Origin of the sequence: Streptomyces asoensis, assembly GCF_016860545.1 — a bacterium.
Classification (GTDB): domain Bacteria; phylum Actinomycetota; class Actinomycetes; order Streptomycetales; family Streptomycetaceae; genus Streptomyces; species Streptomyces asoensis.
Genome location: NZ_BNEB01000002.1, coordinates 1,455,688 through 1,469,600, shown reverse-complemented (window position 1 = coordinate 1,469,600; position 13,913 = coordinate 1,455,688). Strand labels below are relative to the sequence as shown.

The 13,913-nt window shown below is 74.9% G+C and carries 9 protein-coding genes; 8 read left to right on the top strand and 1 reads right to left on the bottom strand.

Going from position 1 to position 13,913, the window contains the following annotated elements; translation table 11 throughout:
* The first annotated feature begins 33 nt into the window (after window positions 1–33).
* The 8 genes from Saso_RS09465 to Saso_RS09430 all read left to right on the top strand — a co-directional run bounded on the left by Saso_RS09465 (window position 34) and on the right by Saso_RS09430 (window position 12,433).
* Window positions 34–1,710 carry an NAD(P)/FAD-dependent oxidoreductase gene (locus tag Saso_RS09465; RefSeq protein WP_189922289.1) on the top strand — a complete coding sequence of 559 codons (1,677 nt, stop codon included), beginning with the start codon at window positions 34–36 and terminating at the stop codon, window positions 1,708–1,710.
* Window positions 1,707–3,182 (top strand): ATP-binding protein, encoded by a 1,476-nt coding sequence (locus Saso_RS09460; protein ID WP_189922291.1) that lies wholly within the window; start codon window positions 1,707–1,709, stop codon window positions 3,180–3,182. The genes Saso_RS09465 and Saso_RS09460 overlap by 4 nt, the downstream gene beginning before the upstream one ends.
* Window positions 3,179–3,532, top strand: a complete 354-nt coding sequence (locus Saso_RS09455; protein WP_189922293.1) for a UBP-type zinc finger domain-containing protein — start codon at window positions 3,179–3,181, stop codon at window positions 3,530–3,532. Before Saso_RS09460 ends, Saso_RS09455 begins: the two co-directional genes overlap by 4 nt.
* Window positions 3,533–3,599: 67 nt before the next feature.
* Window positions 3,600–6,590 carry a helix-turn-helix transcriptional regulator gene (locus Saso_RS09450; protein WP_189922294.1) on the top strand — a complete coding sequence of 997 codons (2,991 nt, stop codon included), beginning with the start codon at window positions 3,600–3,602 and terminating at the stop codon, window positions 6,588–6,590.
* A 620-nt stretch (window positions 6,591–7,210) separates the two neighbouring features.
* Window positions 7,211–8,290: a tetratricopeptide repeat protein gene (locus Saso_RS09445; protein ID WP_189922296.1), complete on the top strand. Its 1,080-nt coding sequence runs from the start codon at window positions 7,211–7,213 to the stop codon at window positions 8,288–8,290.
* Window positions 8,287–9,402 (top strand): polyprenyl synthetase family protein, encoded by a 1,116-nt coding sequence (locus Saso_RS09440; protein WP_189922298.1) that lies wholly within the window; start codon window positions 8,287–8,289, stop codon window positions 9,400–9,402. Before Saso_RS09445 ends, Saso_RS09440 begins: the two co-directional genes overlap by 4 nt.
* 129 nt (window positions 9,403–9,531) lie before the next feature.
* Window positions 9,532–10,545, top strand: a complete 1,014-nt coding sequence (locus Saso_RS09435) for a threonine/serine dehydratase (protein WP_189922838.1) — start codon at window positions 9,532–9,534, stop codon at window positions 10,543–10,545.
* A 244-nt stretch (window positions 10,546–10,789) separates the two neighbouring features.
* Window positions 10,790–12,433 carry a serine/threonine protein kinase gene (locus Saso_RS09430; RefSeq protein ID WP_189922300.1) on the top strand — a complete coding sequence of 548 codons (1,644 nt, stop codon included), beginning with the start codon at window positions 10,790–10,792 and terminating at the stop codon, window positions 12,431–12,433.
* Here the strand turns inward: Saso_RS09430 and Saso_RS09425 are convergent.
* The gene (locus tag Saso_RS09425; protein ID WP_189922302.1) at window positions 12,422–13,888 is read right to left on the bottom strand and encodes a serine hydrolase domain-containing protein; all 1,467 of its coding nucleotides are present in this window, start codon (window positions 13,886–13,888) and stop codon (window positions 12,422–12,424) included. The genes Saso_RS09430 and Saso_RS09425 overlap by 12 nt on opposite strands.
* Between the last annotated feature and the right edge of the window lie 25 nt (window positions 13,889–13,913).

Genomic DNA, 13,913 nt, shown 5'->3' with positions numbered 1-13,913 from the left:
CGTGAGTGACGAGCCTCTCGGGGTGGGAGACGTATGGCACAGGCCGCCGATTCGGCGCGGACCGTCATCCTGACCGTGGACGACGACCCGGGGGTATCCCGGGCCGTCGCCCGTGACCTGCGGCGCCGTTACGGCGCCGCGTACCGGATCGTGCGCGCCGAGTCCGGGGAGTCCGCCCTGGACGCGCTGCGCGAGCTGAAACTCCGCGGCGACCTGGTGGCCGTGATCCTCGCCGACTACCGGATGCCGCAGATGAACGGCATCGAGTTCCTCGAACAGGCGCTGGACGTGTACCCGGGCGCCCGGCGGGTGCTGCTGACCGCGTACGCCGACACGAGCGCGGCGATCGACGCGATCAACGTCGTCGACCTCGACCACTACCTGCTGAAGCCGTGGGACCCGCCCGAGGAGAAGCTCTACCCGGTCCTCGACGACCTGCTGGACGCCTGGCGCTCCAGCGACTACCGGCCGGTGCCCGCCACCAAGGTGGTCGGGCACCGCTGGTCGGCACGGTCCTCGGAGGTGCGGGAGTTCCTGGCCCGCAACCAGGTGCCCTACCGGTGGTACTCCGCCGACGAGCCCGAGGGGCAGCGGCTGCTGGCCGCCGCCGGGGCCGACGGACAGCGGCTGCCGCTGGTGGTCACCGCGGAGGGCACCCCCCTGATCGAGCCGGACGCGCCCGAGCTGGCCGCCCAGGTGGGCCTGGCGACGACGCCCACCGCGGACTTCTACGACCTGGTCGTGATCGGCGGCGGCCCGGCCGGGCTCGGCGCCGCGGTCTACGGCGCCTCCGAGGGGCTGCGCACGGTGCTCGTGGAGCGTTCGGCGACCGGCGGACAGGCCGGGCAGAGCTCCCGCATCGAGAACTACCTGGGATTCCCCGACGGGGTCTCCGGCGGCCAGCTCACCGACCGGGCGCGGCGCCAGGCCACCAAGTTCGGCGCCGAGATCCTCACCGCGCGCGAGGTGACCGGGCTCGAGGTGAACGGGTCCGCGCGGGTCGTGCGGTTCTCGGACGGCTCGGCGGTGGCCGCGCACAGCGTGATCCTGGCGACGGGCGTGTCGTACCGGCAGCTGGCGGCGCCGGGCTGCGACGACCTGACCGGCTGCGGGGTGTTCTACGGGTCGGCGCTCACCGAGGCGGCCTCCTGCCAGGGCCACGACGTGTACATCGTCGGCGGCGCCAACTCGGCCGGCCAAGCGGCCATGTACCTGGCGCGCGGCGCGAAGTCCGTCACCCTGCTGGTGCGCGGCGAGTCGCTGGCCGCGTCGATGTCGCACTACCTGATCCAGCAGATCGAGGAGTCGTCCAACATCTCCGTGCGCGCCCGCACGGTGGTGGAGTCGGCGCACGGGGACGGCCACCTGGAACAGCTGACGCTGCGGGACGTGACCACCGGGCAGACCGAACTGGTCGACGCGCAGTGGCTGTTCGTGTTCATCGGCGCCGCCCCGCTGACCGACTGGCTGGACGGCACGGTGCTGCGCGACGAACGCGGTTTCATCCTCGCCGGGCCCGACCTCACACCGGACGGGCGGCCACCGGCGGACTGGGCGCTGGACCGGCCGCCGTACCACCTGGAGACCAGCATTCCCGGCGTGTTCGTGGCGGGTGACGCGCGCGCGGAGTCCGCGAAGCGCGTCGCGTCCGCGGTAGGAGAGGGAGCCATGGCCGTGATGCTCGTCCACCGTTATCTGGAGCAGTCATGAGCGGGACGCCGATGCCGTGCAGCCCGGGTGAGATCAGCTCCCTGTTCCTGTTCGAGAAGCTCTCCCCCGAGCAGCTGGGACGGCTGTGCAGCGAGGGGCGGGTGGAGAGGTTCCAGCCCGGTCCGGTGTACACCGAGGGCGATCCGGCGACCTGCTTCTACGTGATGCTCGAGGGCACGGTGGTGCTCTCCCGCCGGGTCGGCGGGGACGACGTCGAGGTGAGCCGCACCTCCCAGCGCGGGGTGTACGCGGGGGCCATGCAGGCCTACCTGGGCGACCAGGTGCCGCAGGTCTACAACAACTCGATGCGGGTGACCGAGCCGACGCGGTTCTTCGTGCTGCCCGCGCAGTCGTTCTCGGACATCATGCGGGAGTGGTTCCCGATGGCCGCCCATCTGCTGGAGGGGCTCTTCTTCGGCTCCAAGAACACCCAGCGGGCGGTCGGGCAGCGCGAACGGCTGCTGGCGCTGGGCTCGTTGTCGGCGGGCCTGACCCACGAGCTCAACAACCCGGCCGCCGCGGCCGTGCGCGCCACCGCGACGCTGCGGGAACGGGTGGCGAAGATGCGGCACAAGCTCGCCGTCATCGCCTCCGGCGCGTACGACCCCGAGGCGCTGACCCGGCTGATCGAGATCCAGGAGCGGACGGCCGAACTGGTCGCCAAGGCACCGGCGTTGAGCCCGCTGGAAGCCTCCGACCGGGAGGACGCGCTCACCGACTGGCTCGACGACCACGACGTCCAGGAAGGCTGGCGCATCGCGCCGACCTTCGTGCAGGCCGGTCTCGACGTGGACTGGCTGGAGCAGATCGCGGACGCCGTCGACGAGGACGTCCTGCCGAGCGCGATGGGGTGGCTCAACTACACGGTCGAGACCGAGCTGCTGATGGACGAGATCGACGACTCCACCAACCGCATCTCCCATCTGGTCGACGCCGCCAAGCAGTACTCGCAGCTCGACCGCGCCCCCTACCGGGTCGTCGACGTGCACGAACTCCTCGACAGCACCCTGCTGATGCTGTCGGGCAAGATCGGGCAGCGCATCGAGGTCGTCAAGGACTACGACCGCACGCTCCCGCAGATACCGGCCTACCCGGCCGAGCTCAACCAGGTGTGGACGAACCTCGTCGACAACGCCGTCTTCGCCGTGAACAGCACCGGCGGGGAGGGAACGTTGACCGTGCGGACGGCCCGCGAGGGCGATCTGCTGCTGGTGGAGTTCCGTGACACGGGCCCCGGGATCCCGGCGGACGTCCGCGGCCGCATCTTCGACCCGTTCTTCACGACCAAGCCGGTCGGCGAGGGCACCGGGCTCGGTCTGGACATCTCCTGGCGCATCGTGGTGAACAAGCACCACGGAAGCCTCCAGGTCGAGTCGGCGCCGGGCGACACCCGCTTCCAGGTGCTGCTGCCGCTCACCGCCCCCGGACCCGACAGCGTCCAGGAACCCGACACCGCCGAGGAGCCCGTATGACCGACACAGACGCCATCGACCCGAGCGTCCCGCCCAGCGGCGACGGGTGCGTCGACTGCGACGCGGCGGGCGGCTGGTGGTTCCACCTGCGGCGCTGCGCGAGCTGCGGCCACATCGGCTGCTGCGACTCCTCCCCCTCCCAGCACGCCACCGCCCACTACAAGGCCACCGGCCACCCCCTGGTGCGCAGTTTCGAACCGGGCGAGGAGTGGTTCTGGGACTACTCCGGCGACGAGTTGTACGAGTCCGGACCCGAACTGGCCCCGCCGGCCCACCACCCCGGCGACCAGCCCGTCCCGGGGCCGGCCGGACGGGTTCCGGACGACTGGGCGCGGTCGCTGCACCGCTGAGCCGGCGCCCGGGGTTCCCTTCCTGGTCGCGGGCCGGACCGTCACCGGCGCGTGCCAGGATGGGGGCGTGTCGCAGACCGTGTTCGCCACCCCGTTCATCGGCCGGGAAGAGGAGCTCGCCCGGCTCTCCGGCGTACTGGAGCGCGCCCGGGGCGGTGAGGCGCGCGCGGTCCTGATCGCCGGGGACGCCGGTGTGGGCAAGACCCGGGTCCTGGACGAGATCGCCGCGCGGGCCGCCCGGTCCGGCACGACCGTGCTCACCGGGCACTGCGTCGACCTGGGCGACGTCGGCCTGCCGTATCTGCCGTTCACCGAGATCCTGGGCCGGCTCGCCGCCGACGAGCGGTTCACCGCCGTCCTGGACGCGCACCCGCTGGTCGGCCGGCTGCTCGGCGCGGGCACGGACGCCGTACCGGCGCCCGGAGCCGCGGGCACGCCCTCCGGCGGGGAAGGGCGGCTGCGCCTGTTCGAGGGCATGGCGGCCCTGCTCGCCGACCTGTCGGACGTCACCCCGCTGCTCCTGGTCCTGGAAGACCTCCACTGGGCCGACCAGTCCTCCCGCGACCTGCTGCGCTTCCTGCTCAGCCGGGGCTTCCTGCAACGGCCCGCGGGCGACGGCCCGGGACACCGGCCGGCCGTGCTCGCCTCGTACCGGGCCGACGACCTGCACCGCCGTCATCCCCTGCGGCCGCTGCTGGCGGAACTGGTGCGGTTGCCGGCCGTGGACCGGCTGGAGCTGCGTCCGCTGGCCGACGCCGAGGTGACCCGGCTGCTGCGCGCCCTGGAGGACCGCCCGCTGCCGGACGCCACGGTGCACCGGATCGTGGAACGCGCGGAGGGCAACGCCTTCTACGCGGAGGAACTCCTGGCGGCCACCGGCTCCGAGACCGGGGGCGTGCCGAGCGGACTCGCCGACCTCCTCCTCATCCGTGTCGAGCAACTCCCCGAGACCGCCCAGCAGGTGCTGCGGACCGCCGCCGTCGCCGGCCGGCGCGTGGACCACGACCTCCTGCGGGACGCGGTCGGACTGCCGGAGGACGAACTGGAGGCCGCGCTGCGGGAGGCAGTGGGCCGCCAACTGCTCGTGGCGGGCGCCGACGGCGGGTACGCCTTCCGGCACGCCCTGGCGCGCGAGGCGGTGTACGCCGATCTGCTGCCGGGTGAACGCTCCCGCCTGCACGGCGCGTTCGCCGCGCTGCTGGCCGCCCGGGGCCGGCGCGGGGAGACCGCGGCCGAACGCGCCCACCACTACCGCGCCAGTCACGACCTGGGCGAGGCCCTCGCCGCCTCGCTGGAGGCCGCCGACCACGCGCAGCGCGTCGGCGCGCCCGCCGAGGAACTGCGTCACCTGGAAGCCGTGCTCGACCTGTGGGAGTCCGTGCCCGCGACGGCCCTCGCGCGGGACGGGAGCCCCGACCGGGTCACTCTCATGCTGCGCGCCTCCGCCGCCGCCGCGCACGCCGGGGAGGCGCACCGCGCGGTCTCCCTGACCCGGGCCGCGCTCGCGGGTGTCGGCCAGGACACCGACCCCGAACTCGCCGCGCGGGTGCGGTACACGCTCGCCGGCAACCTCATGGGCGTCGACAGTCTGACCGCCGCGTTCGCGTACAGCAGCGAGGCGCTGGCGATGATCCCCGCCGAGCCGCCGTCCCCGACCTGGGTGTGGGCCGCCGCCACCCACGTCCTGGCGGCCCGTCAGGTCGGTGACTTCGCGACGGCCCTGCGCGTGGCGCGGCGGGCGCTGCGCGCCGCCGAGCGGCTCGACCTGACGGACGCGCGCGCCGACCTGCTGATCTCCCTGGCCAACGTCGAGGGCGGCGGCCGCGGTTCCGAGGAGGGCAGGGCGCGTCTGAAGGAGGCGCGTGAGCTGGCCCGGCGCGGGGGCAACGCGCCCGTGGAGATGCGGGCCCTGTTCTCCCTGGCCATGGGCGCCTACGAGGCCGGGGAGCTGGAGGAGTGCCTGCCCTGGCTGGCCGAGGGGCTGGACCGCGCCCGCCGGGCGGGGCTGCTGTCCTCGCCGTACCCGACGGAGATGCGGTACCTGCAACTGCTGGTGCTCTACACGCTGGGCCGCTGGGACGAGTGTCTGAGGTCGGCCGCGGCCGACCTGCCGGTACAGCCTGCGTCGGGCGGCTACGCGGTGGGCCCGGCCCTGTACGTGGGCCTCGCCCGCGGCGAGACGCGGGTCGTCGAGCGGGCGCGGGCGCTGCTGGAGGGCCGCTTCGACTGGATGGCGACGCTCGTCGCGGGCATCACGCTGACCGACGCGGCGGTGTGGAGCGGCGACGCCGAGGCGGCGGTCGCGCGGCTGCGCTCCTCGGTGGAGGCGCTGACGGACGACGCGGGGACGCTCCCGGACGCCACGGTCCGCCTCACCGCGCTCGCCCTGGCGGCGGTCGCCGACGCGGCCGAGGGGGCGCGGCGTGCCGGTGACGAGGCGACGGCCGGCCGCTGGTCGGCGGTGGCGACGGAGCTGCTGGAACCGGCCCGGGCGGCCACCCTGCGGGGCGCGGCCGGGGTGCCCCAGGGGCCGGAGGGACACGCCTGGCTGGCTCGCGCGGAGGCCGAGGGGAAGTGGGCCACCGTCGGGCCGGATCCGGCGGCCTGGGAGAGGACGGTGACGGCGTTCGGCTACGGCGACCCGTACGAACTGGCCCGCTGCCGGCTGCGGTACGCGCACGCCCTGCTGGCGGCCGGCCGGCGCGAGGACGCGGCGGCGCAGGCCCGCGCCGCCCGTGAGACCGCCGTGCGGCTGGGAGCGGGGCCCCTGCTGGAGCGGACGGACGCGCTGATCCGACGCGGCCGCCTCGCGGACCCGGCGCCCGCCGGCCGGGCAGGTGCGGCCGCCCTGACGGCCCGGGAGCAGGACGTGCTGCGCCTGCTCGCGCTCGGCCGCAGCAACCGCCAGATCGGCGAGGAGCTGTTCATCAGCGGCAAGACGGCGAGCGTCCACGTCTCCAACATCCTCGCCAAACTCGGCGCGGCCAGCCGCACGGAGGCGGCGGCCATGGCCCACCGCAACCACCTCCTGCCCCCCGACCCCGACACCCCCGTCTGACCCCCGGGCCACCACGCGGCCGCACCGCGTGGCGGGCGGGCTGCTGGGCGGGCGTGCTGCCCGCATGGAATTGCGCGCGTGGCCGCGTCCCGGCGTCCGCCGTCTGCCGTCTGCGGACGTACGGCCCGCTGCCGTGCAGGCGTGCCGCTACAGCTTGCGTGGGCTGCCGCGGCCACCCGGCGGTGTCTGCGGCACCGAGCTGTCCGGCGTCGCGGGCGACAGCGCCGCGTTCCGGGCGGCCGGGCGCGGGCCGGGCGGTCGGGCGCGGGCCGGGCGGTCGGTTCGGTCGGTCGGTCGTACGGGCAACGGCTCGGGGGCATGGGTGCGGCGGGGCAGACCGACGTCCGGGGGACTCCGCGGGGCAGGAGCCGAGCAACCGCCGGCGACCGACAGTGGACAGGCCGGCGTGGTGCCGGACTGCCGGCCCGGGCCGGGCCAAGTACTCACGACCGCAAGGAAATTGACCGCGCGGGCTCCGCGGCGAGTGCGTCGGGGTGATCTGTGCCTCATAGGCAACCCGGGTTCCCGTGCTCGCGTCTTGATCGGCAGTACACGCACTATACCCACCGTGTATACACAGCGTGCATATGTGAACACCGGTGGTCTGCCGAAGGGAACCGATGTACGGCAAGGCATTCGCCCCCGAGTACCAGGGCGCTCTCACCACCCTGTCCGTCAACTCCTCGCTGGACGACGTCCTGGCCGCCGGGACCGAGCGGTTGCGGGCGGCCGAGCAGGCGGGGGAGCACGGCGAGGCGGCCCGCTCGGGGCTCGCGGTCGCCGAGGCACACCGGCGGCTGGGCCAGGTACGGGAGGCCGACCTGGCCTGGAAGGCGAGCTACCGGGCGGCCCGCGACGCCGGGGACGTCGCCGCGATGGCCTGGGCCCTGTGGAGCGGTGGCACCCTGGCCCGGCAGCGCGGCGCCCTCCCCCTGGCCTTCCGTCTCCTGCGGCTCGCGGCCGATCTGGGCGAACGGGGCGGCGACATCGTCGTGCGCGGCTACTCGCTGGCCGGTCTCGCGGAGACGGGCCGCATCCAGGGCGACTACGAGGCCGTGGGCAGGCTGCACGAGCAGCTGCTCGCGGAGGCCCGCCGGCGCGGCGAGGCCCGGCACACGGTGTGGGCCCTGGAGGGCATCGCGCAGATGCACCGCAACTCGGGCGACCACGACACGGCGTACGCCCTGTTCGAGGAGGCCGCCCACATAGCCGCGCGGGCCGAGGACCGGCGCGGTCACGCCTGGGCGCTGCGCGGCCTGGCCGACATCGTCTCCGTGCGGGACGGGGACACCGAACGCGCCCTCGCCCTGCTGACGGAGGCCGAGGAGTCCTGCCGTGCGATGAACCTGTCCGGTGCGCTGGCCTACAACCACAAGATGCGCGCCAACGTCTGCTACCGCGCCGGGCGTTACGGGCAGGCGCGGCGCCTGTACGAGCAGGCGCTCGGCGAGTTCCGCGCCATGGCGGAACCCCGGGGCGAGGCGCTCTCGCGGCTCGGTCTGACGAAGTCCCTGGCCCGCCTGGGCCGCGACCGCGCGGAGACGGCGGCCGAACTGGCCGAGCTGGCGGGGATCCTGGAACGCATCGGGCTGCGGCACGCACGGGAGATGGTCACGCGGGCACAGAGCGAGCTGGGGGTGGGTCCCGCCGAATCCCCCGCCGAATCCCCCGCGGGCGCCCGGGCGAGGACCGCACGGTGACGGCCCTCGGCGCCCCGGTGCGCGAGGCCACCGCCCCGCACCCGCGCGGCACACCGCACCCCCACGAGGACCACGAGACCCACGAGGCTCGAGAGGCCCACCGCGTCCTCGCGCGCTGCCGCGAGCTGGTGCGTCCGGCGCTCGTCGAGGCCGTCGGGCGGTCGCATCCCTGGGTGGGCGAGATGGCCGGCTACTCCTTCGGCTGGTGCGAGGTGGGCGGGGCGGCGGCGGCCGGCTCCGGCGGCAAGGGCGTACGGCAGGCCCTCGCGGTGCTCGGCGCGCAGGCGGCCGGCGGATCCGCCCGGGCCGGGGTCCCCGCGGCGGTCGCGGTGGAGCTGGTGCACGCCTTCTCCCTGCTGCACGACGACATCATGGACGCCGACGCGACCCGGCGGGGACGCCCGGCCGTGTGGAAGGCGTACGGCACGGGGCCGGCGGTCCTGGCGGGTGACGCCCTGTTCGCGCTGGCGGTGGAGACCCTCGCCCTGCGACCGCCCCCGGCCGGGACGGACGCGGTGCGCCGGCTGTCCGCGGCCCTCGGTGACCTCGTCCGCGGACAGGCCGACGACCTGCTGTTCGCCGCGCGGCCCTGGTCGGGTCCGGAGCGGGTGCGGCCGCACGAGTACCGGGCGATGGCCGAGGGCAAGACCGGCGCGCTGCTGGGCTGCGCGGCCGCGCTGGGTGCGGTCCTCGCCGGCGCCTCCCCGTCCGTGGTCGCCGCGCTGGACCGGGCGGGCCGGGAGCTGGGCGTCGCGTTCCAGGTGGCCGACGACGTGCTGGGCGTCTGGGGCGACCCGGCGGTCACCGGCAAACCCGTCCACGGCGATCTGCGCGAACGCAAGAAGACGTTCCCCGTGCTGGCGGCGCTGGACTCCCCCACCGCGGCCGCGCACCGGCTGGCGGCGCTGCTGGACCGGGGCGGCGACCCGGCGGAGGCGGCGGCGCTGGCCGAGGCCGCCGGAGGCCGCGCCGCGGCGCTGGCCGAGGCGGGCCGGCGGGTCGCCGCCGCCGAGGCGGCGCTGGCGGAGGTGCCGGCAAAGGCGCCGTCGGCCGTGGGAGCCGTCCGCGACCTGCGCTGCCTGATCGGCTTCGCGGTGCGCCGGGACCTGTGACCCGGCCCCGCCCGGCCGCGGGGCGGGTTGACCCGCGCCGCGGTACCGGGTGAGGGTGCGAGGAGACCAACAGCCGAGGCGGGGCCCGCCCGTCTTCGCCGTACCGGAAGGGTGACCGCCTTGACCCCCTTGATCGGCATCTCGGACATCGAGGCCGCGGCCGGGCTGATCGCCGGGCACGTCGTCCGGACCCCGACCGTGCCCAGCCCCGGCCTGTCGGACCTGCTCGGGGTGCCCGTGACCGCGAAGCTCGAACTCCTCCAGCGCACCGGCTCGTTCAAGGCGCGCGGGGCGACGGCGAAGCTGCTGTCGCTGAGTGAGGCCGAGCGGGCGGCGGGGGTGGCGGCGGTGAGCGGCGGCAACCACGGGATCGCCCTGGCGGTGATGGCCGCCGCGCTGGAGGTCAAGGCCACGGTCGTGATGCCCCGCACGGCGCCCGCGCGCAGCATCCGGATCGCGGAGGCGGCCGGCGCGTCGGTGCGGCTGACGGAGACCATGGGCGAGGCGTTCGCCCTGGTCGAGCGGCTGCGGGACGAGGGCCTCACACTGGTGCATCCGTTCGACGATCCGCTGGTCGTCGCCGGTCAGGGCTCGGTCGGCCTGGAGTTCGCCGCCGACGCCGGCGAGCTCACGGACGTCCTGGTCAGCATCGGCGGCGGTGGTCTGATCGCCGGGGTGGCCGCGGCCCTGCACGCCCTGCGCCCGGGGGTCCGGATCTGGGGTGTGGAGACCGCGGGCGCGCAGGCGATGTCGCAGGCGCTGACGGCGGGTGGGCCGGTGGGGGTGGAGCTGTCGTCGATCGTCACCACGCTCAGTGCGCCGAGCGTCTCGCGGTTGACGTACGACCATGTCCGCGCCCTGGTCACCGAGGTGCTCGTGGTGCCGGACCGGGAGGCGGTGCGGGGGTGTCTGGAGCTCGCCGAGCACGCCAAGCTGTGGACCGAACCGGCGGCCGGCTGCCTCCTGCCCGCGGCCCGTCAGGTGGTGCGGCGGGTCGGGGACGGCGCCCGGCTCGGGCTGGTGGTCTGCGGGGGCAATGCGACAGCCGCGGACATGGGCGCGTGGAGCGACCGATTCGGACTGCGCGAGGACAACTCGGCGGGGTCGGGGAAATCCGCCGGGAGCGCCTCCGAGCTGGAATGAAGAGAGGCCGCGAAGACCATTCCCGGGATCACCCAAGAGATTCGTCCGACATGTTTACCGCTGGTTACACCGCTGGACGCGCCCCGGACACACCCCGGCAATTCCCTTTCTCGTACAGACAGTCGAACCGAACCGGTGCCTCTTTTGAATAAAAGACAGGAACCGGAGTTGCGCTTCCTTTGAACGGATCCCCTCACCCCGGTCGTACCCATGGGAAAGGTGAGCACCGGCGATTCGGCGAAGGATGACCATGGTCAAGGCGCACGTCTCCCCGAACGAGTTGGTCGCCGGCCGGTACCGGCTGCTCGACGTCGTCCACCGGGAGACGAACCGCGTCAGCTGGTACGGCGAGTACGTCGAGGACACCGGGGCGGCCCGGCCGTGCCTGGTCACCAGGATCGGACTGCCCGCCGACCAGGGCGAGGAGAAGGCCCGGCAGGCCTCCGACCGGGTGCTGCGCATGTCGGAGACGATGGCGCGGCTGTGCCCCGGGCGGATCGCCACCGTCGTGGACGCCGTCGAGGAGGCCGGTTCCCTGTGGACCGTCACCGAGTGGATCGACGGCCTGCCGCTGGCCCAGCTCATCGAACAGAAAGGGGCGTTCAGTCCCGCCAGGGCGGCGGCGATCGGGCTGCAACTGCTGGACGTGCTCGAGGTCGCGCACGGTGAGGGCATCACCCACGGCGAGCTGAGCCCCGGCCAGATCTTCGTGCGGGCCAGGGGCCCCCTCGTCCTCACCGGGTTCGGCCTCGCCGGCGCCACCCTGGCGCCGCGCGTGGCGGCCCCGGCGTACGCCTCCCCCGAGCAGGCCCGCGACGAGCGGATCGGTCCGGCGGCCGACCTGTGGGCCCTCGGCGCCATCCTGTACACGATGGTCGAGGGCCGACCGCCCTACCGGGACCGCGACCGGCCCGAGAGCACGCTGAAGGGCGTGGACCGGCTGCCGCTGCGCACCCCGCTGCGGGCGGCGTCGCTCACCCCGACCGTGCAGGGCCTGCTGCGCAAGGACTCCCGGGAGCGGCTGACGAGGACGGTCGTACGCCAGTCCCTCGGCCGGGTGCTGGACGAGGACCCGCACGCGGTCATGCAGGCCCCGCGGCTGAAGCGGGCCTGCGCCGCCGCCCGTTACGTCAGCCCGCGGTGGAGCGGGCGGGCCATGGCGGCCGGGACGGCGCTGGCCGTGGTCACCGTGGCGGTCGCCGCCCTCGCCGTGACCCACCAGCTGCCCGACACCGACGACACGGCAGGCGGCGGCGCGCAGCCCCGGCCCTCGGCGTCGGCCGCCACACCGGGCGAGGACGCGGGCGAAAGAGACTCCGCGTCGCCCGCACCGTCCACCCCGGCCGCCCCGTCCCCCTCACGATCGGCAGCCAGCTCCCCGGCCGCCTCGCCGTCGGCGTCCGCCACCGCGGGCACCCTCCCCGAGGGCTACCGCGTCTACCACGCGCCCCAGGGGTTCTCGGTCGCCCTGCCCCGGGGATGGAAGCCGCTGGAGACCGCGCTCGGCGCCGACCGGGCCTATCGCGTGACGTTCGGGGCGGCCGGCGATCCGCGCACCCTCGCCGTGACCTACAGCGAGAGCGCCGGCCCGGACCCGGTGGCCGTGTGGCGCGACAACGTCGAGCCCGACCTGAAGAAGGACGAGGGCTTCAGGCGGCTCGGCGACATCAGGGCGGTGACGTACCAGGGGTACAAGGCGGCCGACATGGAGTGGCTCGTCGACGAGGACGGCACGCAGGTGCGCACGTTCGGCCGGGGCCTCCTCCTGGGCGGGCACCGCAGTTTCTCGCTGCGCTGGACGACGCCCGCCGCGCAGTGGGACAAGAACGCGAACCGGGAGGCCCAGGCCACCTTCCTGCGGACGTTCCGGCCGGGTTCAGCCGGCTGAGGCCGCCGGCCCGCGCGGCGCGCGCATCCGGCGCAGCGGTCCCCCGTGCAGCGGCTCGGTGTCCCAGCGGGCGGTGAGGGTCCCCGCGCTCAGGGAACACGTCACCCGCAGGCGGTGCGGGGTCTCCAGGAACACGATGTGCGCCGCGAGCGTGTCCTCGTCCGTCCAGCCGCCGCTGACCGCGGTGGGCAGGGGTTCCTCCGCCGCCCGCCAGCCGCCCGTCGCGAGGGGCAGTTCGAGGCGTCTGCCGTGCGGCCCCTCGACGAGGACCAGCGTCCAGCCGTCGGCGCCCCGCTCGACGACGGCGCCCCTCAGCCCGCGCGGGCCGCCGCCGTCGCCGTCGCCGGGGGCGAACCGGGCGCCCGACCATGGGCCCGCGCCCCGCGGCGGTGCGGGACTGCCGGGGGCCGGGGGCAGAGCGAGGTGCGCCAGTCGCCGTGCGAGGGCCGCGTCCGCCTCCTCGTGCCCGGTCAGGGGGTGCGGCCCGAACGCGGGCAGCAGATGCTCCCAGACGAGGGTGAGCAGGGCCTGCATGTCGTTCGTCGCCGCCGTGGTCGCGATCACCGCGTCGTGCTCGGGCAGGACGAGGCAGAACTGTCCGTAGGCCCCGTCGCCGCGGTAGCCGTGCCGGGAGCGCCAGAACTGGAAGCCGTAGCCGCGTTCCCAGTCCGCAGGGTCCGCGGCGGCCGTCGTCGGGGCGGCCGTGGCGATGTGCGCGCGGGTCGCCTCGGCGATCCACTCCGCGGGCAGCAGCCGTTCGCCCTCGTGGACTCCGTCGTCCAGGTACAGCTGTCCGAGGCGGGCCACCGCGTCGGTGGTGGCGTGCAGCCCGCTGAAGCCGAGCTCGCGGCCGGAGCGGTCGCTCTGCCAGGCCACTTCGCCGATGCCCAGCGGATCGAGCAGGCGCGGCCGCAGCCAGGCGGTGAGCGGGACACCCGTGACGCGCCGCAGGACAGCGGCGAGCGCGTAGGTGGCGGGCTGGTTGTACGCGAACACGGAGCCCGGGTCGTGGTCGGGCGGCAGCAGCAGGAATCCCCGCAGCAGGTCCTCGGGGTCGAGCGCGTGGGCCCGCTCGTACGTCTCCTGCGCGTGTCCGCTCGCCATCGCCGCCACGTCCCGCACCCGCATGCTCCGGCTGCGCGGATCCGTGACCTCGGCGTCGAACTCCGGGAAGTACGACAGCACCGTGTCGTCCAGGCCGACCAGCCCCTCGGCCACGGCGAACCCGGCGGCCGTGGACGTGAAGCTCTTGCTGAGCGAGTACAGCAGCTGCTTGCGGCCCGGGGTGTACGGCGCCCACCATCCCGACGCGACCAGGCGGCCGTGGCGCAGGATCATCAGGCTGTGCGGCTCGACGACCGGGTCCGCCTCGACGGCGTCGAGGAAGCCGAGCACGCCGAGGGCGTCGACTCCCAGGGCGGACGGGGGACCGGAGGGCAGGGGGCGGGCGCTCATGGGCGCATCCTCCCCCGTGACCGGC